The 22,684-nt window shown below is 72.2% G+C and carries 25 protein-coding genes; 15 read left to right on the top strand and 10 right to left on the bottom strand.

Annotated elements, in window-relative coordinates; translation table 11 throughout:
* Positions 1-60: 60 nt before the first annotated feature.
* On the bottom strand, positions 61-603 hold the full coding sequence (locus OG440_RS33370; protein ID WP_406010469.1) for a DUF5134 domain-containing protein: 543 nt from the start codon (positions 601-603) through the stop codon (positions 61-63).
* A gap of 285 nt (positions 604-888) precedes the next feature.
* Here OG440_RS33370 and OG440_RS33375 point away from each other — a divergent pair, with 285 nt between their 5' ends.
* Positions 889-2,502, top strand: coding sequence for an FUSC family protein (locus OG440_RS33375; protein WP_406010470.1), 1,614 nt, complete (start codon positions 889-891; stop codon positions 2,500-2,502).
* 290 nt (positions 2,503-2,792) lie between these two features.
* On the top strand, positions 2,793-3,353 hold the full coding sequence (locus OG440_RS33380) for a MarR family winged helix-turn-helix transcriptional regulator (protein WP_406011527.1): 561 nt from the start codon (positions 2,793-2,795) through the stop codon (positions 3,351-3,353).
* 42 nt (positions 3,354-3,395) lie between these two features.
* On the opposite strand, the gene OG440_RS33385 is transcribed toward OG440_RS33380, so the two are convergent.
* A complete protein-coding gene (locus tag OG440_RS33385) occupies positions 3,396-4,160 on the bottom strand; it encodes a VOC family protein (RefSeq protein WP_406010471.1) in 765 nt (254 codons plus the stop codon).
* 126 nt (positions 4,161-4,286) lie between these two features.
* On the bottom strand, positions 4,287-4,679 hold the full coding sequence (locus tag OG440_RS33390) for a VOC family protein (protein ID WP_406010472.1): 393 nt from the start codon (positions 4,677-4,679) through the stop codon (positions 4,287-4,289).
* A 74-nt stretch (positions 4,680-4,753) separates the two neighbouring features.
* Here OG440_RS33390 and OG440_RS33395 point away from each other — a divergent pair, with 74 nt between their 5' ends.
* On the top strand, positions 4,754-5,293 hold the full coding sequence (locus OG440_RS33395; protein WP_406011528.1) for a GNAT family N-acetyltransferase: 540 nt from the start codon (positions 4,754-4,756) through the stop codon (positions 5,291-5,293).
* A 74-nt stretch (positions 5,294-5,367) separates the two neighbouring features.
* On the opposite strand, the gene OG440_RS33400 is transcribed toward OG440_RS33395, so the two are convergent.
* Complete coding sequence (locus tag OG440_RS33400; RefSeq protein ID WP_406010473.1) at positions 5,368-6,051, bottom strand: glycerophosphodiester phosphodiesterase; 684 nt, start codon at positions 6,049-6,051, stop codon at positions 5,368-5,370.
* 285 nt (positions 6,052-6,336) lie between these two features.
* On the opposite strand from OG440_RS33400, the gene OG440_RS33405 reads away from it, so the two are divergent.
* The 4 genes from OG440_RS33405 (at position 6,337) to OG440_RS33420 (ending at position 10,276) form a co-directional block, all read left to right on the top strand.
* Positions 6,337-7,734 (top strand): DUF6421 family protein, encoded by a 1,398-nt coding sequence (locus OG440_RS33405; protein ID WP_406010474.1) that lies wholly within the window; start codon positions 6,337-6,339, stop codon positions 7,732-7,734.
* Positions 7,735-7,778: 44 nt separating this feature from the next.
* Entirely contained in the window at positions 7,779-8,525 is a 747-nt protein-coding gene (locus OG440_RS33410; RefSeq protein ID WP_406011529.1) for an SDR family NAD(P)-dependent oxidoreductase, read from the top strand.
* Positions 8,522-9,592, top strand: coding sequence for a threonine aldolase family protein (locus OG440_RS33415; protein WP_406010475.1), 1,071 nt, complete (start codon positions 8,522-8,524; stop codon positions 9,590-9,592). Before OG440_RS33410 ends, OG440_RS33415 begins: the two co-directional genes overlap by 4 nt.
* 90 nt (positions 9,593-9,682) lie before the next feature.
* Complete coding sequence (locus OG440_RS33420) at positions 9,683-10,276, top strand: transglutaminase domain-containing protein (RefSeq protein WP_406010476.1); 594 nt, start codon at positions 9,683-9,685, stop codon at positions 10,274-10,276.
* A gap of 171 nt (positions 10,277-10,447) precedes the next feature.
* Here the strand turns inward: OG440_RS33420 and OG440_RS33425 are convergent, their stop codons facing one another.
* The gene (locus OG440_RS33425; RefSeq protein WP_406010477.1) at positions 10,448-11,176 is read right to left on the bottom strand and encodes a lysophospholipid acyltransferase family protein; all 729 of its coding nucleotides are present in this window, start codon (positions 11,174-11,176) and stop codon (positions 10,448-10,450) included.
* A 189-nt stretch (positions 11,177-11,365) separates the two neighbouring features.
* Positions 11,366-11,782 carry a DUF4395 domain-containing protein gene (locus OG440_RS33430; protein ID WP_406010478.1) on the bottom strand — a complete coding sequence of 139 codons (417 nt, stop codon included), beginning with the start codon at positions 11,780-11,782 and terminating at the stop codon, positions 11,366-11,368.
* A 75-nt stretch (positions 11,783-11,857) separates the two neighbouring features.
* On the opposite strand from OG440_RS33430, the gene OG440_RS33435 reads away from it, so the two are divergent.
* From OG440_RS33435 to OG440_RS33450, 4 genes are all read left to right on the top strand, one after another.
* Complete coding sequence (locus OG440_RS33435) at positions 11,858-12,271, top strand: thioredoxin family protein (RefSeq protein ID WP_406010479.1); 414 nt, start codon at positions 11,858-11,860, stop codon at positions 12,269-12,271.
* Between the two features lie 208 nt (positions 12,272-12,479).
* Positions 12,480-12,989 carry a flavin reductase family protein gene (locus tag OG440_RS33440; protein WP_406010480.1) on the top strand — a complete coding sequence of 170 codons (510 nt, stop codon included), beginning with the start codon at positions 12,480-12,482 and terminating at the stop codon, positions 12,987-12,989.
* A gap of 217 nt (positions 12,990-13,206) precedes the next feature.
* A complete protein-coding gene (locus tag OG440_RS33445; protein WP_028806184.1) occupies positions 13,207-13,995 on the top strand; it encodes an electron transfer flavoprotein subunit beta/FixA family protein in 789 nt (262 codons plus the stop codon).
* Between the two features lie 50 nt (positions 13,996-14,045).
* Complete coding sequence (locus OG440_RS33450) at positions 14,046-15,008, top strand: electron transfer flavoprotein subunit alpha/FixB family protein (protein WP_406010481.1); 963 nt, start codon at positions 14,046-14,048, stop codon at positions 15,006-15,008.
* A gap of 64 nt (positions 15,009-15,072) precedes the next feature.
* Here OG440_RS33450 and OG440_RS33455 read toward each other — a convergent pair whose 3' ends face one another.
* Positions 15,073-15,996 (bottom strand): endonuclease/exonuclease/phosphatase family protein, encoded by a 924-nt coding sequence (locus OG440_RS33455; protein WP_406010482.1) that lies wholly within the window; start codon positions 15,994-15,996, stop codon positions 15,073-15,075.
* Between the two features lie 183 nt (positions 15,997-16,179).
* On the opposite strand from OG440_RS33455, the gene OG440_RS33460 reads away from it, so the two are divergent.
* On the top strand, positions 16,180-17,484 hold the full coding sequence (locus OG440_RS33460) for a DUF6986 family protein (protein WP_406010483.1): 1,305 nt from the start codon (positions 16,180-16,182) through the stop codon (positions 17,482-17,484).
* Positions 17,485-17,688: 204 nt separating this feature from the next.
* On the opposite strand, the gene OG440_RS33465 is transcribed toward OG440_RS33460, so the two are convergent.
* The 3 genes from OG440_RS33465 to OG440_RS33475 all read right to left on the bottom strand — a co-directional run bounded on the left by OG440_RS33465 (position 17,689) and on the right by OG440_RS33475 (position 19,955).
* The gene (locus tag OG440_RS33465) at positions 17,689-18,078 is read right to left on the bottom strand and encodes a VOC family protein (RefSeq protein WP_406010484.1); all 390 of its coding nucleotides are present in this window, start codon (positions 18,076-18,078) and stop codon (positions 17,689-17,691) included.
* 86 nt (positions 18,079-18,164) lie between these two features.
* On the bottom strand, positions 18,165-18,902 hold the full coding sequence (locus OG440_RS33470) for a hypothetical protein (RefSeq protein WP_406010485.1): 738 nt from the start codon (positions 18,900-18,902) through the stop codon (positions 18,165-18,167).
* A gap of 15 nt (positions 18,903-18,917) precedes the next feature.
* Complete coding sequence (locus OG440_RS33475; protein WP_406010486.1) at positions 18,918-19,955, bottom strand: LacI family DNA-binding transcriptional regulator; 1,038 nt, start codon at positions 19,953-19,955, stop codon at positions 18,918-18,920.
* 233 nt (positions 19,956-20,188) lie between these two features.
* On the opposite strand from OG440_RS33475, the gene OG440_RS33480 reads away from it, so the two are divergent.
* From OG440_RS33480 to OG440_RS33490, 3 genes are all read left to right on the top strand, one after another.
* Entirely contained in the window at positions 20,189-21,145 is a 957-nt protein-coding gene (locus OG440_RS33480; protein WP_406010487.1) for an ROK family protein, read from the top strand.
* Between the two features lie 144 nt (positions 21,146-21,289).
* A complete protein-coding gene (locus OG440_RS33485) occupies positions 21,290-21,484 on the top strand; it encodes a hypothetical protein (RefSeq protein ID WP_406010488.1) in 195 nt (64 codons plus the stop codon).
* Positions 21,485-21,635: 151 nt separating this feature from the next.
* Positions 21,636-22,679, top strand: coding sequence for an NUDIX domain-containing protein (locus tag OG440_RS33490; RefSeq protein WP_406010489.1), 1,044 nt, complete (start codon positions 21,636-21,638; stop codon positions 22,677-22,679).
* Positions 22,680-22,684 lie beyond the last annotated feature (5 nt).

Below are 22,684 nucleotides of genomic sequence, written 5' to 3' on the forward strand. Positions count from 1 at the left end.
GTACCGCCCAGGGGTACGAGTTGTCACGGCGAAGTGACGCAGACCACGCCCGAGTCGGGTTCACATCGTCAGCAGCATGGCGAGCATCCCGATCCCCATGGACAGCCGGCACGCCCGCGCCACCTCGGGCCGGTCGCTCCAGGCCACGGCGGCACCACCCGCCCCGGCCGCCGGCAGCAGCCGGACCCCGGCGAGCAGGACGTACCCGGTGAAGTACAGCAGCAGCAGCCCCGTCAGCAGCGGGACGCCGGAGCCCCCGGGTCCGTGCCGGTGCGCGGGCGCGGCGGCCATCGCCGCCGCCATGTAGACCATGGCCCCGGCCCCGACCAGATGGTGCAGGTGGTGGGCGCTGACGCGGGCCGCCCACAAGGCCCGGAGCGCGGCCGCCCCGAAGACCGCCGCGAAGGTCGGCCAGGCCCACACGGGCGGGGTGAACGCGGCCGCGGGCACGGCCATCGCGGCCATCCCGAAGCCCATCAGCGCCTCGCCGCCCGCGGCTCTGCGCTGCTCCTCGACGCCGCTGCGCATCCGCAGCAGACAGTAGGCCCCGGTCGCCGCACACAGCGCCACCAGCAGCCAGCCGGGCGAAGCCGGTCCGTGCACGCGCACCTCCCCGCTCGACGTTCGCGATCGAGGGTTGCGATGCCCACGGCGGACCGTGCGCACGCGGGCGCAAGGGTGTACACGGGGAGCGTTGGGCGGAGCACGATATCTTTTACAGGTAAAACACATGCTAAATTAGCGGGTATGAGCAGTGCCACCCCTCAGCGCCCCCGCCCTGAAGGCCGCCCCGGACGTCGCTCCGACCTTCGCTCCGAGCCCCACGGCGGGCAGCGGGGCCGTCGTCGAGGCGGTCGGCGCCCGGGACGCCGTCTGCCGATCGCCGGGGTGCTGCGTCCGGGCCGCCCCTCCGACATCTGGTTCAAGCCCGCCCTGAGCGTGATCGTCGCCGTCGCCCCGCCGAATCTGATCCTGCTGGCCCTCGGGCGACTGGACCTGGCCATGTACACGATGGCCGGTTCCCTGTGCGCGCTGTACGCGCACAACCGCCCCTACGCGGCCCGGGCACGGGTCCTGGCCCGGGTGGTGCTCGGCATGACCGCAGGCCTGGCGGTCGCCCTGCTCGCGGCCGCGCTGACCACGGACGCCGTCGTCCTGGTCACCGTCGGCGCGTTCCTCGCGGCCGCGCAGAAGGCCCTCTGCGACGCGACCCGTCTCGGCCCGCCCGGCAACGTCGTCCTCACCTTCATCAGCTCGGCCGCACTGTTCGCACCGCAGAGCCCCGGCCAGATCCCCGGCCACCTGGGACTGGCACTCGCCACGGGCGCCTGGGCCTGGCTGATCGGTATGGCGCCCGGCCTGCTGCGGCCGCACGGCCCCGAGCGCCGCGCCACCGCCCACGCCCTGAACACGGCCGCCGCCCACGCCGCCACGAACGGCACCGGCGACGGCCACGCCAGGACCCGCGCCGCCGCGGCCGCCGCCGTACACGCCGCCTGGCAGACCCTGCTGTCGGCCCGCGCCACGCAGCACCGCCGGGCCCTGGAGCGGCTCGTCGTCCGCGCCGAGATCGCCCTCGCCGCCCCCGCCGACACCGACCCGGACCGGCTGCGCGACTGGGCCCGCGACCTGCGCGGCACCGGGCCGGTTCCGCGCCCGGCCGACCTGGTGGACGACGACGAACTCCTCGGCGTCGACGCCGAACCGGCCACCGGCCGACCGCCGCTGTGGCCTCGCCTCGGCCCTCTGGCGCCGATCGCCGTGCGCACCGCCCTGGGCTGCGCCCTCGCCGGATACGCCTCCCTCGCCCTGGGCGTCGGCCGCCCCTACTGGGCCCTCGTCACCGCCGCGTCCCTCTACCAGGCGAACATCACGCTCACCTGGAACCGCGCGGTCCAGCGGGTCGTCGGCAACCTGGTCGGCGTGCTCGCCTTCGCCGCACTCGTCCCGCTCGCCCACCTCACGCAGGCCGCCCTCGTCCTGATCAGCCTCGCCCTGAACTTCGGCGCCGAGGCCCTGATCAGCCGCAACTACTGGCTCGGCAGTGTGTGCGTGACCCCGATGGCCCTGCTCATCACCGAGTTCGCGCAGGCTCAGGACTCGGGCCGACTGATCACCGAGCGGCTGGTGGACACTCTCGTCGGCGCCGTGGTCGGCTTCGTCGCCGCGGTCGCCGTCACCAACCGCCGGGCCGGCGACCGGCTCGGGCACGCCCTGACGGCCGTGGAACGGGCCCGCGAGCAGGCCGCACGCCTCCTGGCGGAGCCGCGCCCCGCCCCCGGCGCCCTGGAGTCCGCCCGCCGCGGCCTCGCCGCCGCGCTGGTCGACCTGCGCGCCACCGCCGACGCGGCATCAGGCGAGTGGTGGCAGCAGGCGCTGCCCGAGGAGCGGGTCGTGTCGGCCGAACAGTCCGGACACCGTACGCTCGCGGCGACGGTACGGCGCCAGGGGCTGCTCCTGGACCGGGACGCGAGCACGGGAGCGGAGGACGTACGGCGATGACGGCGACGCAGGGACGGGCGGCGGCCGGGAGCGGGGCGGAGGACGTGCACGGGGCAGGGGCCGGACCGGCGGCCGGAACCGGTGACGGGCCAGGGCCTGGGTCGGGGCCCGGAAGCGGGGAAGCGCCCGTGACCGGGGTGGGAGCGGAGGCCGAGGGTCCCGAAGCAGCCGCCGGCGACCGTCCCGGGAGGGGTGACGGACCGGAGAGCGGCGCACCGCGAAGAAGCGGCGACCCGGCCGTCACCGGCGACCCGCGGGGCAGGGGTGGCCCGAAGGGCACCGGCGACCGGGTGCGGGCGGGACAGCCTGAGCGCGCGGCGCGGCCGGAGTGGGCGGCACAGTCCGTGCGCAACGACACCGTCGCCGCCGTCGTACGGCAGTGGCAGACGGTCCGGCCCGACCTCGACACCGGCCCCATGGAGATCATCGGCCGCGTCAACCGCTGTGCCGCCCTCCTCCAGCAGGCCGAGGACGCCCCCCTGCGGCGGGCCGGTCTGAGCCGCGCGGAGTTCGACCTGCTCGGCGCGCTGCGCCGTACCGGCCATGAGCTGACCCCGGGCGAACTGGCCCGCGAGACCTTCTCCTCGGGGGCGGCCGTCACCAAGCGGCTCAAGCAACTGACCGAACGGGGACTGGTGGACCGGCGCGTCGACACCCGGGACCGCCGCGTCGCCCACCTCCGTCTGACGGACGCCGGCCGGGACCTCGTCGACGGCATCATGCCCGAGCAGCTCGTCTACGAGAGCGCCGTGCTCTCCGCCCTGGACGACGGCCGGCAGGGCGAACTGGCCGACCTGTTGGGCGAGTTGCTCAGCCGACTCGAAGGGCACATGCGGGCGCTGCGGGTCTGAGTGCCGCGCCGCCGCGCGTCCGGGCCGCGCGACCCGTCGGGGTCACCCCTCGTCCCCCGCCCGGTACACGCCGAACACCGCGCCCTGCGGATCCCGCAGCACGGCGATCCGCGGGCCGTCCGGCACCGAGGTCGGTTCCATGAGCGCCGTGCCGCCCGCGCCGATCGCCGTCCGGGTGGACTCGTCCACGTCCGCCACCGCGAAGTAGGGCAGCCAGTGCGACGGCACCTCGGGCGGGAACTTGTCGTCCATCGTGATCATGCCGCCGAAGTCCGCGCCGCCGACGCCCCACTGGAGGTAGTTCTCCGAGGAGCGGACGGTCCAGCCGAACACCGTGGTGTAGAAGGTCTCCGCCCGGTGGCGGTCGCGGGTCAGCAGCTCGACCCAGCCGAGCGAGCCGGGTGCGTTGAACAGCCCCGCGCCCGGGAAGGTCCGCGCCTGCCACATCTGGAACGCGGCACCGCCCGGATCGAGGGCGACCACGAACCGGCCCGCGTCGAAGACGTCCATCGGGCCGACCAGCACCTTGCCCCCGGCCTCCGTGAGCAGTCGCGCGCTGACGTCGGCGTCGGTGACGGCGAACGACACGTTCCAGGCGCACGGCTGCGCCTCCTGGTACAGCGGGCTGAGCGCGGCGACGGCCGCTTCGCCGAGGTGCGCGACCGTGTAGCCACCCGCCTCCTGGCGTGGATCCGTCTCCGCGCGCCAGCCGAAGAGTTCCGCGTAGAACCTCTTCGCGGTCTCCAGATCACTGGTCCCCAGCTCGGCCCAGCAGGGCCCGCCGGGCACGGGCGCGTCGAGCTTCATGGCGTTCCTTCCGAGAGGGACCCCTTCCAGCACGCTATGCCTCGGCCCGCGCCACGGCATCCGGTGCTCGTGTCGCCCCGCCCCGCCTCGCCCCGCCCCGCCTCGCCCCCGCACCGGCCTCGCGGCTCAGATTCCCGGGCGGTACCGGATCGGGTGGTCCGCCGGCACCTCCACCAGGACGATCGGCGTGCCGTCCGGATCGGCGATCCACATCTCCAGCAGCCCCCACGGCTCCCGCACCGGCGGCCGGACGATCTCCACCCCCCGGGCCCGCAGCTCGTCGTGGGCCGCCGTCACGTCCGGCACCTGGAGCCACAGCCGTACGGCGGGATCCGGCGGTGTCCGCGAGCGGCCCGAGACCTCCAGGAAGCCGCCGCCGAGGAAGTAGACGACCCCGCGCTCCGGACCCGTCCCGAACTCGCGGTAGACCGCCAGGCCCAGCCGGTCCCCGTAGAAGACCCGGGACCGCTCGGGGTCGGTGGGCCGGAGCAGGGTCCTACTGCTGAGTACGTGCACCATGGCGCCGGAGCCTACCGGCGCAGGGTCTACGCTCGGCGGTGCCCCAGCCGAGTCGCACACCGGAGAACGCCCGCATGGACACCGCCGCCACCGAATTCACCTTCCGCGACGCCGTCGACTCCGACGTGGACGCGCTCGTCGCCCTCATCGAGTCGGCGTACCGCGGAGACGCCAGCCGGGCCGGATGGACGACCGAGGCCGACATCCTCCAGGGCCAGCGGACCGACCCCGACGGCGTGCTCGCGGTCATCAAGGCGCCGGACAGCCGGCTGCTCACCGTCGAGCGGCAGGGCCGGATCGTCGCCTGCTGCCAGCTGGAACACCGCGGCGCCCACGCCTACTTCGGCATGTTCGCCGTCAGCCCCACGGTCCAGGGCGCGGGGCTCGGCAAGACGGTCATGGCGGAGGCCGAGCGCCGGGCCAGGGAGACCTGGGGCGTCACCGAGATGCACATGACCGTGATCTCCGTGCGCGAGGACCTCATAGCCTGGTACGAGCGTCGGGGCTACCGGCGTACCGGACGCATGACCCCCTTCCCGTACGGCGACGAGCGCTTCGGCGTTCCGCAGCGCGACGACCTCCAGTTCGAGCTGCTGGTCAAGGAACTCGTCTGACCGCCGGGGCCTGACCGTCAGGGCCGGACCGCCGGGGGTCCGACCTCCGGCGGCCCGATCGTCGGGGGCCCGGCTCAGGCCGTGAAGCGGCCTGTGCGGCGGATCTCCGGGTAGTCGGTGGTCGCGCCGTCCAGTTCCAGGGCGCGGACGAGCCGCAGCTGGTCCTGGGTGTTGACCACCCAGCCGATGATCCGCAGGTCCCGCTTCCGCGCCTCCTCGACGATCTCCAGGGTGAGCCGGCGCAGGTTGAGGCAGACCGTCGCCGCGCCCGTCTCCACGGCGCGGTCGACGATGTCGAGGCCGTAGCGGCTGCCGATGAGGGCGGTGCGCACCCCGGGGACGAGGCGTGTGATCTCGGCGACGGCCTCGTCGTGGAACGAGGACACCTCCACGCGGTCGACCAGGTCCCGCGCGTGCATCACCTCGGCCAGCGCCCGCGCTGCCTGGACGTCCTTGATCTCGGCCTGGAGCGGGAGCCGCACGGCGTCCAGGACCTCCTCGAAGACCGGCACGCGCTCGCCGCGGCCCGCGTCGAGGGTCCGCAGCTCCGCGAGCGTCTGATCGGCGATGGGCCCGGTCCCGTCGGTCGTGCGGTCCACATCGGGGTCGTGCATGACCACCAGAGCGCCGTCCTTGCTCAGGTGCAGGTCGAGTTCGACGACGTCCAGGCCGGCGTGTTCCGCGGCGACGAAGGAACGCAGGGTGTTCTCGGGCTCGACGCCCATGACTCCGCGGTGACCGATGGTGAGGAAGTTCAAGACACGACTCGCTTCCGTCGACGGCTGGGCTGGAGGAGCACGCAGCCTAGTGGCCCCGGGCCGCCAGGGACATGAGCGTGCACCGAGGGTTCCCCTACCCGCCCGCGAGGCGATTCGACCCGCCGGACAGGGACTGGCGGAAGCAGTCGTTCCCCCGGTGTCCGGCAGGAAAAAGTGCGGTGAAGATGTGGCGGTGCAGGATAATTTCCTTAAGGTCCACTTGCTGGAGGAAACCTCGTATGCATACGGTGTCCTGACGTGAGCTTCTCCAGTGAAGGATGGGACATGACGGAAATTCTTGTGCAGGCGGCTACGGGGGAGCAGGTTCCTCCGGCGGCGAGGGTGGTCGAGCACCCGGCGTGGCCCGTGCTCAAGGATGCCGTGGAGCGCATCCGGCCCTGGCAGTCCAAGGACGGGTCGATCGACTTCGCGGCCGAGGGCGCACCGTCGCGCGCGGACGCCGAGCAGGCGGTCCACCGGGTGATCGAGGCCGTCGAGGAGCTGTCCCCGCTGCTTTCCCACGACGCCGACTACCACCGGGCGCTCGTCAAGGACCTGCGCGTCTGGGCCGACGGCGGCTTCGAGGTGCCGGACTTCCTCGACTCGCTGCTGGCCTTCCAGCCCGCCGCGAACCGTCGCGACGGTCTGCAGCACCTGGTCGTCTTCGCGATGTACACGCAGAACGGCAACCCGGACCGCAACCTGGAGGCGGTCGTGCTGCGCATGGTCTGGCCGCAGTGGCTGGCCGACCTGGAGCGCACCCGCTACGACAACCCGCTCTTCTGCGGCATCACCTTCGAGGACTTCACGGCCGGCTACGACACCAACTCCGCCGTCCTCTTCCCGGAGACCATCGCCGTCCGCGAGGCGCCGGAACGTTTCTCCTGGGGTGGCATCTTCTGCGACCGCGAGGCCGCCCGCTTCCGCCGGGTGACCGACGCCGCCGTCGACGTCCTGGGCCTGGAGCTGCCCGAGGACATCGCCGCCATGGTCCACGACCAGAAGCGCTGCGAGGAGGCCTTCGTCCTGTGGGACATGGTTCACGACCGCACCCACAGCCACGGCGACCTGCCGTTCGACCCCTTCATGATCAAGCAGCGCCAGCCGTTCTGGATGTACGGCCTGGAGGAGCTGCGCTGTGACCTCACCGCCTTCAAGGAGGCCGTGAAGCTGGAGGCCGACGGCGTTCCGCAGGCCCGTGACGTGCAGTACGCGGTCCTCTTCGACCGCATGTTCCGCTTCCCGGTCACCGGCGAGCGGGTGCGCAACTACGACGGCCTCGGCGGTCAGCTGCTCTTCGCCTACCTGCACAAGCACGACGTCGTCCGCTGGACCGACAACAAGCTGCACATCGACTGGCAGCGGGCCCCGCAGGTCACCAACGACCTGTGCGCCGACATCGAGCAGCTCTACCGGGACGGCATCGACCGCCCCAAGCTCGTCCACTGGTTCGCCGGCTACGAGCTGGTCTCCGGCTACCTCGCCCCGCACCCGGGATCCAAGTGGGCCAAGGGCCCCGACGCCCTGGACCTGACCCAGCCGCCCCGGAAACTCGTGGACGACGTGCTCGCGGACGAGTTTCCGCTGAGCATGTTCTATGAGGCACTGTCCAAGAAGCTCAAGAGCGTGATCGCCTCGACCCGGGGTATCACGGCGGACGGCGCCGAGCGGATCGCCGCGTGAGCGACCTGCGTACCGAGAACACTGCTCAGCAGGAGGCGAAGACCATGGGGAACGGGGCTCTCAGCGGTGCGGTGATCGCGGTCGCCGGTGCGGGTGGACCGGCCGGCCGGGCGACGCTGCTCAGGCTCGCCGAGGCCGGCGCGATCGTCGTCGGAGCGGACAACGACCCCGAGCGCCTGGCGGAGGCCGTCGACGCGGCCCGCTACGGGGCCGGGGGCGCCACCGTCACCGGCGAGCCGGTCGACCTGCTCGACCTGAACTCGACCCGGGACTGGGCGCTGCGCGTCGAGAAGGACTTCGGCCGGGTCGACGGCGTGGTCCACCTCGTCGGCGGCTGGCGCGGCAGCGAGACGTTCATCAAGACCAGCCTGGACGACTGGGACTTCCTGGAGCTGCTGCTCGTCAAGACCGTCCAGCACACCTCGCTCGCCTTCTTCGAGGGCCTCCAGCGCAGCGAGCGCGGCCGGTACGTGCTGATCAGTGCCTCCGGCGCCACGAACCCCTCGGCGGGCAACGCCGCGTACGCCGCCGCCAAGGCCGCCGCCGAGGCCTGGACCCTCGCCCTCGCCGACGCCTTCCGCAAGGCCGGGGGCGCCGAGGGGCCGACCTCCGCGGCTGCGATCCTGGTGGTGAAGGCGCTGGTGCACGAGGCGATGCGTGCCGACCGCCCCAACGCGAAGTTCGCGGGCTTCACGGACGTCAAGGACCTGGCCGAGGCCATCACCGGTGTCTGGGACAAGCCCGCCCCCGAAGTGAACGGACAGCGTCTGTGGCTCACCGAGAAGCCGTGAACCCTCCGAAGACCGACGCACGGCGCCATCACGACCCGCAGGTCCGCGGTTTCGCCAGTGACAACTACGCGGGGGCGCACCCGGAGGTGATGGCCGCCCTGGCCCTGGCCAACGGCGGCCACCAGGTGGCGTACGGCGAGGACGACTACACCGAGCACCTCCAGGGGATCATCCGCAGCCACTTCGGTCCCACGGCGGAGGCCTTCCCGGTCTTCAACGGCACGGGGGCCAACGTCGTCGCGCTCCAGGCGGTCACCGACCGCTGGGGCGCGGTGATCTGCGCCGAGAGCGCGCACATCAACGTCGACGAGGGCGGCGCGCCCGAGCGCATGGGCGGCCTGAAGCTGCTCACCGTGCCCACCCCGGACGGCAAGCTCACCCCGGAGCTGATCGACTGGCAGGCCTGGGGCTGGGACGACGAGCACCGCGCGATGCCGCAGGTCGTCTCGATCACCCAGAGCACGGAGCTGGGCACGCTCTACACGCCCGACGAGATCCGCGCGATCTGCGACCACGCCCACGCGCACGGGATGAAGGTGCACCTGGACGGCTCCCGGATAGCCAACGCGGCGGCCTCGCTGGACGTCCCGATGCGGACGTTCACCAACGCGGTCGGCGTCGACCTGCTCTCGCTGGGCGGGACGAAGAACGGCGCGCTGTTCGGTGAGGCGGTCGTCGTCATCGACCAGGACGCCGTGCGGCACATGAAGCACCTGCGCAAGCTGTCCATGCAGCTGGCCTCCAAGATGCGCTTCGTGTCGGTGCAGCTGGAGGCACTGCTGGCCAAGGACCTGTGGCTGCGCAACGCCCGGCACGCCAACGGGATGGCCCAGCGGCTCGCCGAGGGCGTGCGGGCCGTGCACGGCGTGGAGATTCTGCACCCGGTGCAGGCCAACGGCGTGTTCGCGCGGCTGCCGCACGAGGTGAGCGTGCGGTTGCAGAAGAAGTTCCGGTTCTACTTCTGGGACGAGGCGGCGGGTGTCGTGCGCTGGATGTGCGGGTTCGACACGACGGAGGAGGACGTCGACATGTTCGTCGCCGCCGTCAAGGAGGAGATGGCGCGGTAACGGCCGTCGTACGACCGCTGAATGCATAGGTATGCGGTCGCCTGAAAAGTCATTGACTCTCGGGTGATCGCTTTCCTATGCTCTCCCGTCATGGAGCTGATCCAGAAGAACCCCGACCTCTCGGCCTATCTGGCCGCTGACGACGTCATCGACCATCACCATCCGCTGGTGCGGGAGACAGCCGCGCGCCTCGCCAAGGACGCTGATGACTCGTATGGGTATGCACGTCTCGCGTTCGACTTCGTCCGCGACACCATTCCCCACTCGCAGGACGCCGGCGATGCGCGCGTGACCTGGCGCGCCTCGGACGTACTGGCGCAGGGCACCGGCATCTGCCACGCCAAGGCGCACGCCCTGGCCGCCCTGCTGCGCGCCGAGGACATCCCGACCGCGCTCTGCTACCAGCGGTTCGCGCACGACGAGGGCGACGGGCACGCCCTCCACGGGCTCGTCGCGGTGCGCTTCAACGGGGCCTGGCACCGTCAGGACCCACGGGGCAACAAACCGGGCGTGGACGCGCGGTTCTCCCTGGAGGGCGAACACCTGGCCTTCCTGCCCGACCCCGCGGCGGGCGAGCTGGACTACCCCGGCCTCTACGCCGCACCGCACCCCGCCGTGCTCGACGCGCTGCGGGCCGCCCCCGACCGGCCGCACCTGTGGAAGACCCTCCCCGCCGCCCTGTGACCACCCCGCCGCGGAAACCGGCCGTCACGGTCGCTTCGGCGGCCCCGGCATCCGGCTTCCCGTCATGGCCGGGACCCTATCGGCCGCCGCGGCTCGCACGGGGCGCGAGGTCGCGAAGACGGGCCCGGCGGGCGTCATGCCGGCCGGACCCGTCGAACGCCCCGCGTCGCGTCAGCGCGTCTCCGCCTCGCGGACCTGCTCCGGCGTCGGCGCCGTGCCGCCCAGGTGGGACGGCATCCACCAGGTGTCGTTCGCGTCCTTGGGGCGGACGGGATAGGCCCGCTGAGCGGCCTCCAGGAGCTCCTGGACGCGCTCGCGCAGCTGCCGGGTGATCGCGCCGGCGTACTTGTCGCGGGAGGCCTCCATGGCCTCGCCGACCCGGATGGTGACCGGGGTGTGGCTGCGCTTGAAGTTGCGCGGGTGACCCTTGGTCCACAGCCGCTGCGTACCCCACAGGGCCACCGGGATCAGCGGGACGCCCGCCTCCTGGGCCATGCGGGCCGCGCCCGACTTGAAGCTCTTGAGCGTGAACGACTGCGAGATGGTGGCCTCGGGGAAGACCCCGACGATCTCGCCCGAGCGCAGCGACTCGAGCGCGTGCGCGTAGGCCGTCTCGCCCTGGTTGCGGTCCACCGGGATGTGCTTCATCCCGCGCATCAGGGGGCCGGAGATCTTGTGGCGGAAGACGGACTCCTTCGCCATGAAGCGAACGAGACGTTTCTGCGGGAGGGCGGCCAGACCGTCGAAGATGAAGTCGAGGTAGCTGATGTGATTGCTCACCAGCACGGCTCCGCCCGAGCGCGGGATGTTCTCCGAACCCTTGCAGTCGATCTTGAGGTCCCAGGCCTTGAACAACGTCTGGGCGAGGCCGACGACGGGGCGGTAGACAATCTCTGCCATGGGCGGGGCGGACCCTTCCTTCTCTTTGCCGGGGAGGCGCTCCCGGCGGCAAAGTTACGCAGCCGTAGGTTTACGGCATCTCGCAGATCGTGCCCGAAGAACGGCCGGGGAGCCAGCCCCAGTGCCCGGGAACGGCGAGATCCTCGTCACTTCGGCCCCCTTGATCCACCTCGGGCTTTTAAGTCGCCTTTACTCCGCACGCACCGCGACCCGCCGTACGAGCAGGTACATCTCGCAGCCGAGGCAGTACCCGAAAGCGGCATTGAGGAACGCGGCCGCCAGTGCCGCCCCGGTCGCGGCGAGGCCCAGCCACTGCGGACCGAGGGTGAGGCCGACGAGTCCGACGCCCGCGAACAGCAGACCCACCGCCTGCGCGAACCGCGGCGGTTCCGGCGCCTCGAACCCGGTCGGCGGCCCGATCCGCGGCCGGACGACCGCGCGGAACACCCAGCCGTACGGTGAGCGCCCCACCCCGCCCGCCGCGCCGAGCGCGAACGCCAGCGTCTGCCACGCCAGCAGCCAGGCACTGCCGCTGATCAGCACGACCGCGAGTACTACGGTCGTCACGGCGGCCCCGAAGCGCGGGCCCCTCGCATCGATGTCCATGAATCAAGCATTCCGCAACGGACACGATTCCCGGGGCCGGGAATCTTTGCAGTCTCGTGAACGCTGGAGGACCTGATGACCGGAGGGCTGGTGTGCGTGGCGGTGCTCGCGGCGGCGAGCGCCTACGGAGTGCTGCACAAGCGGCGGAGCGGGAGGGTACGGGTGCGCGGGCGCGACGACGGCAGACGGCTGGGAGCGGACCGGCTCGGCGGCGAACTGGGTGCACGGGCCACCCTCGTGCAGTTCTCGAGCGCCTTCTGCGCGCCCTGCCGGGCCACCCGCAGGGTCCTCGGCGAGGTGGCCGGCGTGGTCCCCGGCGTCACCCACATCGAGATCGACGCCGAGGCGCACCTGGACCTCGTCCGCGAGTTCGGCATCCTCAAGACCCCGACCGTCCTGGTCCTCGACGCCGACGGCCACATCGTCCGGCGTGCCACCGGCCAGCCCCGCAAGGCGGACGTCATCGCGGCCCTGGGGGAGGCCGTGTGAGGTGCCCGCCGGGGACGGTGAGGCATCTCCCAGATGCCGGAACGTACTTGACTGTGCGCGCCACCTATCGTCAGCCTGACCGTATGCCTGAGGAACCCCTTCTCCACGGACGGGCCCACGTGGACCTGGTCCGTACCGCGAGCGCGCGCTGTCCGGGCCGTTGAGCACCCACGGCCCCGCTCGCCACTTCCCGCAGAAGGACCATCCCATGACGGCCATACCCGGCCTCGGCTCCCCTCACCTGGCCTCTCCCGAGCTCCTGCGTTCCGTCTTCCGCCGGCATGCCGCAGGGGTCGCCGCGATCACCGCCTCCGGTGAGAGCGGCCCGGTCGGCTTCACCGCCACCTCGCTCAGCTCCGTCTCCGCGGACCCCCCGATGCTCTCCTTCGGCATCGGAACCGGCGCCTCCAGCTGGCCGGTGATCTCCCGGGCGACCCATGTGGGCGTCCACATACTCGGCGAGCACCAGCAGGCGCTGGCCGCCACCTTCGCCCGGAGCGGGGCGGACCGCTTCGGCGCGCCGACCTCCTGGCGGGACGGGCCGCACGGCGTGCCGGTGCTGGACGACGTGCTGGCGTGGCTGGTGTGCCGGGTCGTCGCGCGGGTCCCGGCGGGCGATCACCGCATCGTGCTGGCCGAGGTGGTCCTGGGCGACCCGGAGGGCGCGGGCCGTCCGCTGCTCTACCACCAGGGGCGGTTCACCGCCCTGCGGGATTGATCACGGCAGGCTCTCCTGCGAAGTCGTCGAGTTCCGATTACGCTGCGTTGCAAAGGTCACAGTTCAAAGCGCTTGCTTAGCGGGAACGAACTGGGTGTACTGACGAGTAATATTTCGGTCGGAGCGCGGGCCGCCCCGACCGGGATCGGCCGCTTGTGGCGCCTATGCTGCCTGGAAGAAGGCAGCCGAGAACTGACGATGCAGTAGGAGAGCCGGCGTGAGCTTGAGGATCGTTGTCACTGTGAAGTACGTGCCCGACGCCACTGGCGACCGGCACTTCGCCGATGACCTGACCGTCGACCGGGACGACGTGGACGGTCTGCTCTCCGAGCTCGACGAGTACGCGGTCGAGCAGGCGCTGCAGATCTCCGAGAACTCCGACGACGACGTGGAGATCACCGTCCTGACGGTGGGCCCCGAGGACGCCAAGGACGCGCTCCGCAAGGCCCTCTCCATGGGCGCCGACAAGGCGATCCACGTCGAGGACGACGACCTGCACGGCACCGACGCCATCGGCACCTCCCTGGTGCTGGCCAAGGCGATCGAGAAGGCCGGCTACGACCTGGTCATCTCCGGCCTGGCCTCCACCGACGGCACCATGGGTGTCGTCCCGGCCCTGCTGGCCGAGCGCCTGGGCGTCCCGCAGGTCACCCTGCTCTCCGAGGTCTCCGTCGAGGACGGCACCGTCAAGGGCCGCCGGGACGGCGACGCCGCCTCCGAGCAGCTCGAGGCCTCCCTGCCGGCCGTCGTGTCGGTCACCGACCAGTCGGGTGAGGCGCGTTACCCGTCGTTCAAGGGCATCATGGCGGCCAAGAAGAAGCCGGTCGAGTCCTGGGACCTGTCCGACCTGGACCTGGAGGCCGAGGAGGTCGGCCTCGAGGGCGCCTGGACCGCGGTCGACAGCGCGACCGAGCGTCCCGCCCGCACCGCGGGCACGATCGTCAAGGACGAGGGCGAGGGCGGCAAGCAGCTCGCCGAGTTCCTCGCGGGCCAGAAGTTCATCTAAAGGCCTTTCGCCGACCGCCCCTCAACTTCGTTTCGCAGGAGAGCAATCCCATGGCTGAAGTCCTCGTCTTCGTCGACCACGTGGACGGCGCCGTCCGCAAGCCCACCCTCGAGCTGCTGACGCTGGCCCGCCGCATCGGCGAGCCGGTCGCCGTCGCCCTCGGCGCGGGCGCCGAGAACACCGCCGCCGCGCTGGCCGAGCACGGCGCCGTGAAGGTGCTGACCCACGACGCGTCCGAGTACACCGACTACCTCGTCGTACCGAAGGTCGACGCGCTCCAGGCCGCGGTGGAGTCGGTCTCCCCGGCCGCCGTGCTGGTGCCGTCCTCCGCGGAGGGCAAGGAGATCGCCGCCCGCCTCGCGCTGCGCATCGGCTCCGGCATCATCACCGACGCCGTCGACCTCGAGGCCGGCGCAGAGGGCCCGGTGGCCACCCAGTCGGTGTTCGCCGCGTCCTTCACCACCAAGTCCCGTGTGTCCAAGGGCACCCCGGTCATCACCGTGAAGCCGAACTCGGCCGCCGTCGAGGCTGCCCCGGCCGCCGGTACCGTCGAGGCCCTCGCGGTGACCTTCTCCGCCCAGGCCACCGGCACCAAGGTCACCGGCCGCACGCCGCGCGAGTCGACCGGCCGCCCGGAGCTGACCGAGGCCGCGATCGTGGTCTCCGGCGGCCGCGGCGTCAACGGCGCCGAGAACTTCGCCCTGATCGAGTCCCTCGCCGACTCCCTCGGCGCGGCCGTCGGCGCCTCCCGCGCCGCCGTGGACGCCGGCTGGTACCCGCACACCAACCAGGTCGGCCAGACCGGCAAGTCCGTCTCGCCGCAGCTCTACATCGCCAACGGCATCTCCGGCGCCATCCAGCACCGCGCAGGCATGCAGACCTCGAAGACCATCGTGGCCGTCAACAAGGACGCCGAGGCCCCGATCTTCGACCTGGTCGACTACGGCGTCGTCGGCGACCTGTTCGACGTGGTCCCGCAGCTCACCGAGGAGATCAACACCCGCAAGGGCTGATCACCCGGCAGTCGCCGGACTGCCCGAGGCCCCCGTGACCCGCACAGGTCACGGGGGCCTCGGCTCATTCCGGGCTCAGGGAAGCCCGCACCGGCAGATGATCGCTCGGATACCGGCCGTTCAGCGTGAAGGGGTCGGTCCACTCCCGGTGCACCCTGAAGCCGGGTGTCGCCAGGATCCAGTCGATGCGGTCCCCGCTCGGGATGAGCGGCCGGTACCCGTGGAAGGTGGCGTACGCCCCGCCGCGCGAGCGTGCCGTGTCCCAGGTGTCGACCAGCCCGGCGGCCAGCAGGGTGCCGTAGACCGGATTGACGTGCGCGATGGCGTTGAAGTCGCCGGTGAGCAGCAGGGGCAGGGAGCGGCCGAATCCGGCGATCCGCGCCGAGATCAGGGCGGCGGAGCGCTCGCGCGCGTACTGGCTGGCGTTGTCGAGATGGGTGTTGAGGACGCGGAACTCCCGCCCCGACCGCAGATCCCGGAAGCGGACCCAGGTGACCATGCGCGGATGCGCCGCGCCCCAGGTGTTCGAGCCGCGTACCTCGGGTGTGTCGGAGAGCCAGAAGTGCGCGTACTCGGCCGGGGCGAGCCGACGGGTGTCGAAGAAGACGGCCATCGCCTCGTCGTCGCCGCCGCCGCGGCCGGTGCCGATCCAGGCGTAGTGCGGTCCGAGGTCGGCCTCGATGTCCCGCAGCTGTGCCGGCCGCCCCTCCTGGGTGCCGATGACGTGCGGGGCCGCCCGGCGCAGCAGCGCGCGCATCACCGGCCGGCGGTCCGCCCAGCTGTTGGGCTCCTCGGTGGACGCGAAACGGAGGTTGAACGTCATCACCTCCAGCGGGGGCACGGGCTGCGCCGGCAGCAGCGTCCCGTCCGGCCGGCTCTCCCGCCGTGCGGCCGAGGCCCGCACCGTGCCGAGCAGGGGGACGGCGGCCACGGCGGCCACCGCGGTTCTCAGCCCCGCCCGGCGCGTCGGCCCGCTGCTGCCCGTCATGTGTTCCCCTTTGTCTCGTGAGCCAGGATGAAGGTGTGAACCCTTGTACGGAAGAGGGCGTGGATGCGGCGGTGACGCGAGGGGCGGAGCCGTGGACAGGGTGTTGACCTGCCGGAAGCAGCACGGATAACTTCGCTCTACGGATTGTTGATTCCGTACAGCGGAAAAATCGGAGGGTGTGGAATGGGTCAGGGCCAGCAGGAGACGGTCAGGACGAGCCTCGCGGGCGCTGTCGGCGAGGAGATCAGCGCCTCCCTCGCCCCGGTCGACGCCGAACTCGACCGCCGCTACCCCGGCGACCCCGGCACCCGCCAGCCCGTCCACACCGTCTACGTCCCCGGCGACGCCTTCGACGCCGGCACGATCCGCTCCTGGGGCGACCGGGCCCTCGCGGCCCTCGACGAACACGCACCCGACGCGGCCTCCTTCGCCGCCTGTCTCGGCCTTTCCCAGGATCTCGCCGAGCCCGTGTACGCGCGCGTGCGGGCCAAGCTGGAGCGCGAGCCCGTCGAAGACCTGCGCGTCGACTTCGAGGACGGCTACGGCCACCGCCCGGACGACGAGGAGGACGAGGCGGCCGCCCGCGCGGCCCGGCTGATCGCCGAGGCGAACGCCGAGGGCACCGCGGCCCCGTACACGGGCATCCGCATGAAGTGCATGGAGGCCGCCGTCCGCGACCGCGGCATCCGCACCCTCGACATCTTCCTCACCGGACTGATGGAGCACGGCGGTCTTCCCGACGGTCTGCTCCTGACCCTCCCGAAGGTGACCTATCCCGAGCAGGTCACCGCGCTGGTCCGGCTCCTGGAGGCTTTCGAGCGGGCGCACGGGCTCGACGCCGGACGGCTCGGTTTCGAGATCCAGATCGAGACCAGCCAGTCCATCCTCGCCACCGACGGCACCGCCACCGTCGCCCGCATGATCCAGGCGGCCGAGGGCCGCGCCACCGGCCTCCACTACGGCACCTTCGACTACAGCGCCTGCCTCGGCGTCGCCGCCGCGTACCAGGCAGCCGACCACCCCGCCGCCGACCACGCCAAGGCGATCATGCAGGTCGCGGCGGCCGGCACCGGGGTGCGCGTCTCGGACGGCTCCACGAACGTGCTGCCGGTCGGCCCGACCGAGCGCGTCCACGAGGCCTGGCGACTGCACTACGGCCTCACCCGCCGCGCCCTGTCCCGCGCGTACTACCAGGGCTGGGACATGCACCCCGGACATCTCCCCACCCGCTACGCGGCCGTCTTCGCCTTCTACCGGGAGGGCTTCGCCCAGGCCGCCGAGCGCCTCGCACGGTACGTCGGCCGGGCCGGCGGCGACGTGATGGACGAGCCCGCGACCGCCAAGGCCCTCAGCGGCTATCTGCTGCGGGGCCTGGACTGCGGCGCCCTCGACCTCGCCGAGGTGACGGCCGCGACCGGGCTGACCCGGGCGGCCCTGGAAGGCTTCGCCGCACCACGCCGAGGCGATCTGACGGTCTCCGCGCAGTAGGAGCGGTACCCGGCGGGCCGGCATCGGGACGCTCCCCGTCCGTCGGGCCGGCCTTCGACTTCCCCGCCTCCCTGGCACCGCGCCCGATGCCCGCCTCCTCTCCCGAGGAGGCGCCGGCCGGAGGAGCAGGGCGTCCTCGTTGAGGACCGGCACCCCTGGACGGTACCGCTCGCCCCTGCCCCACCGGCCTTTGATCAGCGCTGTCTACTGCTGCGGGAGCTCGTACGGGCGCGTGATGATCTCCATGCCGTGCCCGGCGGGATCCATGAAGTACACGCCCCGGCCGCCGTGGTGATGGTTGATCTCACCCGGCTGCCGGCCGTGCGGATCGGCGAAGTACGTGATCCCCGCCCGCTCGATCCGCTCGAAGGCCGCGTCGAACTCCTCGTCCGAGACGAGGAACGCGTAGTGCTGCATGACGATCGACTCCGCCGGGATGGTGGCGAAGTCCAGGGTGACGCCGTTGCTGGTGTTCACCGGGACGAACGGGCCCCACGCGGGCCCGACTTCGAGTCCCAGGATGTGGGCGAGGAACTCGGCGGACTCCCGGTTGTCGCGGGAGTGGACGATGGTGTGGTTCAGCTCGACTGACATGTGTGGAATGCCTCCGTAAGGCAAACTCACGGGCACCTCCATGCCTCACCCGGTCGGTGACCGACACGCGATGCCGTTCGATCACTTTATCGGACGTGCAGATGTTCCAGACCGGACGCGGTCACCCACTTCTCTTCCGCGAACAGAAGAGTGCCCTGCCGGCACAGCCCCGCGTCGGCCCGTGCGCGGGTGCAGAACTCCTCGGCGGTCGTCCCGTACAGCCTCCGCAACTCCGTTGACCGTCCGAGGAGTTCGGTGATCAGCGCGCGCTGCCCCGGATGTACGCGCGGCACCCCGTCGCCGTTGTGCAGCACGCCATGATGATTCACGTACGCGAAGGCATCCAGGAGGGCCTCGCCGTTCTCCAGCTCGACCCGGTAGCCCGGCGCGGGCAGCAGGACCCGGTCGTAGTTCGGCTCCGTGGCGTCGATCAGGGCGAGCTGCTCCGGGTCCAGCCAGATGACGAACAACTCCCGTGTGACGGCCGGGGCGTCGACGGGCGACGCGGACACATAGCCGTGACGGCTGACATGCGCCGAGACGCCGACGTCGACGCCCGTCACCCGGGCCCTCACCATGGGGATGGGCGAGGTGACCCCCAACTCGGCCATCTTGTGGCGCAGTTGGGCGGGACTGGCGTTGGAGCCGACGGCCACGACCGGAGTGCGGCCGGGATGCGTCAGCCGGTCCAGCGGCAGCAGTTCGTCCCCGCGGAGCAGCCCGGACGCGGCCGGCCAGGCGCCGGGATAGGTCAGCGGGTGGTCGCGCGGCGCGTCGGCCAGACCCAGCGCCCGAAGGGTGCGGCTCTCGTCATGGGCGTCCATGACGTCCATGGTCGCTCAGTCGGCCGGCGGCAGCTCGCCCGAGCCGCGCGTGACGAGCCGGGTCGGCAGTTCGATGCGCTCGGGGGTGATCAGGGTGCCGTCCAGCTGCCCGAACAGGCGCTCCGCGGCGGTACGGCCGAGCGTGGCCGCGTCCTGGGCGACCACCGTGACCCCCGGCTGGAGCAGGTCGGCGAGCTCCAGGTCGTCGAAGGCCACCAGGGCGACCCGCCGGGCCCGCTCGGCGAGCACCCGGATCACGGTGACCGTCACCCGGTTGTTGCCCGAGAAGATCGCCGTGACCGGCGCGGTCCCGGACAGCATCTCCTCGGCCGCCCGGCGCACCCGCAGGGGATCGGTGGCGCCCAGCGACATCCAGGCGTCCTCGACCGGTATCCCGGCGTCCTCCATGGCCGCGCGGTAGCCGCGCAGACGCTCGGCGGCGGTGTGGATGCGGGGCATGTCACCGATGAAGCCGATCCTGCGGTGCCCGTGCGCCACCAGGTGGGTCACGCCCTCGCGGGCGCCGCCGAAGTTGTCCGACAGGACGCAGTCGGCGTCGATCTGCCCGGCCGGCCGGTCCACGAACACCGTGGCGACGCCCGCCTTGATCTCGGGCTCCAGGTACCGGTGGTCGTCACCGGCCGGGATCACCACCAGCCCGTCCACCCGGCGCGCGCACAGCGCCAGTGCCAGCTCCTGCTCCCGGTCCGGGTCCTCGGCGCTGGAACCGTTGATGAGCAGTGCACCGTGGGCGCGGGCGACCTCCTCCACCGCGCGGCTGAGCGGCCCGTAGAACGGGTCGGCGAGGTCCTCCAGGACCAGTCCGATGCTGGCCGTGCTGCCCTTGCGCAGCACCCGGGCACTGTCGTTGCGGCGGAAACCGAGCGCGTCGATGGCCTCCTGGACGCGGCGTTCCGTCTCGGGCGTGACGCCCGGCTCGCCGTTCACCACGCGCGAGACCGTCTTGAGGCCGACTCCGGCGCGAGCGGCGACGTCCTTCATGGTGGGACGGTTGCCGTAGCGGCTCTCGGGCCGGCGCTGCGTCTCGGGCACGATGCTGTGTCCTGTCCTGTCGTCCACGGGAGGCCGGCCATGCACGCCGTCCACGAAATGTTGCGCACGGGGATGCGCGGGTCCCAGGGTGTGTATGAGGATGTGGCGTCGAGCATAGAGCCTGGACAACGTTGTCAGATGCGGGAGACACTGTCCACCGCATCTCCGGCCCGCGTCCCCCAACCGCTGGACCGGCCAGCCCTTTCCATGGTGGACCGGGAGAAACCAGACTGATGTACACCGACCTCGTGGCCGCGCTCGACATCGGCGGCACCAAGATCGCCGGAGCGTTGGTGGACGGCGACGGCACGATCCTGGCCCGCGCGCAGCGCCCCACGCCCGCCCAGGAGCACGGCGACACCGTGATGCGGGCCGTCGAGGAGACGCTGGCGGAACTGACCGCGGCTCCACTGTGGGGGCGCGTCCGAGCCGTCGGCATCGGCAGCGCGGGCCCGGTGGACGCCTCGAAGGGCACGGTCAGCCCGGTGAACGTGCCCGGCTGGCGTGACTTCCCGCTGGTCGACCGGGTCCGGGCGGCGACGGGGAACCTCCCCGTCGAACTCATCGGCGACGGCGTGGCGATCACGGCGGCCGAACACTGGCAGGGCGCGGCCCGTGGCCACGACAACGCGCTGTGCATGGTGGTCTCCACCGGCGTCGGCGGCGGCCTGGTCCTGGGCGGACGACTGCACCCCGGTCCCACCGGCAACGCGGGACACATCGGCCACATCAGTGTCGAACTCGACGGTGACCCCTGCGCGTGCGGCGGGCGGGGCTGTGTGGAACGCGTCGCCAGCGGTCCCCACATCGCCCGACGGGCCCTGGAGAACGGCTGGCTGCCCGGCCCCGACGGCGACACCTCCGCGGCCGCGGTGGCCGCCGCCGCCCGCGCGGGCGACCCGGTCGCCGTGGCGTCCTTCGAACGGGCCGCCCAGGCCCTGGCCGCCGGCATCGCCGCCACCGCGACCCTCGTCGAGATCGACATCGCGGTGGTCGGCGGGGGCGTCGGCAAGGCGGGCGAGGTGCTCTTCGCCCCGCTGCGCCGCGCGCTCCGCGACTACGCCACCCTCTCCTTCGTCCAGCGGCTGACCGTGACCCCGGCGCGGATGGGCACGGACGCGGGCCTGGTGGGCGCGGCGGCGGCGGCGCTGGCCGCGCACTCGGCGACCGCAGCGGAGGCGGGGGTCTGACACCGAGACGCGACGCCGGGAGACGGAAGGAACGTTCCGGCGTCGGGGGTGGCCTGGGGAAGCGGGGCGGGGCGGAGCGTGGTGCCGGTGCCCCCGATGCGCGGTGACGCGTGACCCCGTGCCGTCGGGGCCGTTGATCTCCGTATGAAGAAGCGCAGCATGCTCGCCATCGCCTCCCTCGCCACCGGCTTCGTCGTCGCGGCGATCAGCCCCTCGCACGGTCTGGGGGGTGCGGACCTCGACGGACTGAACGTGGGCGACACCCTCAGCACGCTCGACCACACCATCTCCAGCGACAGTCTGGCCGTCGACGACGACGCCCTGGGGCAGAACGGCTGACGGATCGGGCACACACCACGAACGCCGTGGCGCCGGCACCCCACCGCGAGGGGGGTCGGCGCCACGGCGTCCGTGCGCCCTCAACGGGAACTGGTTTCCGTGGCAGGGTGGAGCGGGCAAGCCACAGGGGGCCAACAGAAGAGGGGGAACCGTGACCGTCGTCTGGATCAACGGCGCGTTCGGTGCGGGGAAGACCGCCACCGCACGGGAACTGATCGACCTGATCCCGAACAGCACGCTCTTCGACCCCGAGGTCATCGGCGGAGCACTCCCGCACCTGCTGCCGCCCAAGCGTCTCGCGGAGGTCGGCGACTTCCAGGACCTGCCGATCTGGCGGCGGCTCGTGATCGACACGGCGGCCGCGTTGCTCGCCGAGCTGGGCGGCACCCTCGTCGTCCCCATGACCCTGCTGCGCCAGGAGTACCGCGACGAGATCTTCGGCGGTCTCGCCGCCCGCCGGATCCCCGTCCGGCATGTCCTCCTCGCTCCGGGGGAAACGATCCTGCGCGAGCGAATAGCCGCCCGGGAGGTCCCTGCGGACCTCCCCGACGGCGAGATGCGGATCCGCCAGTGGTCGTACGACCACATCGAGCCCTACCACGCGGCCCTCGCCTCCTGGCTCACCGCGGACGCCCATCCCGTCGACAACGGAGTCCTCACCCCGCAGGAGACGGCCGCCCGGATAGCCGAGGCCGTGGGCACCGGCTCCGTCGCCGCGTGCGACATCGTGCAGACCCCCGAGCCCACCGCCGAGACGGTGGCCGCCGGCGTCCTCCTGTTCGACGAACAGGACCGGGTGCTGCTCGTCGACCCGACGTACAAACCCGGCTGGGAGTTCCCCGGGGGGGTCGTGGAGCCCGGCGAGGCCCCCGCGCGCGCGGGCGTGCGCGAGGTCGAGGAGGAGACCGGGATCCGGCTGGACGACGTACCCCGCCTGCTGGTCGTCGACTGGGAACGGCCGGCGCCGCCCGCCTACGGAGGGCTGCGCCTCCTCTTCGACGGCGGACGGCTCGACACCGCCGCCGTCGCCGGGCTCCTGCTGCCCGGCCCCGAGCTGCGGGGCTGGCGCTTCGTCACGGAGGAGGAGGCCGCCGATCTCCTGCCACCGGTCCGCTACGAGCGACTGCGCTGGGCGCTGCGAGCCCGCGAGCGCGGGGCGGCGCTCTATCTGGAGGCGGGCACACCGACCGAGTGAACGCC

Origin of the sequence: Streptomyces sp. NBC_00637 (genome assembly GCF_045161545.1) — a bacterium.
Classification (GTDB): Bacteria; Actinomycetota; Actinomycetes; order Streptomycetales; family Streptomycetaceae; genus Streptomyces.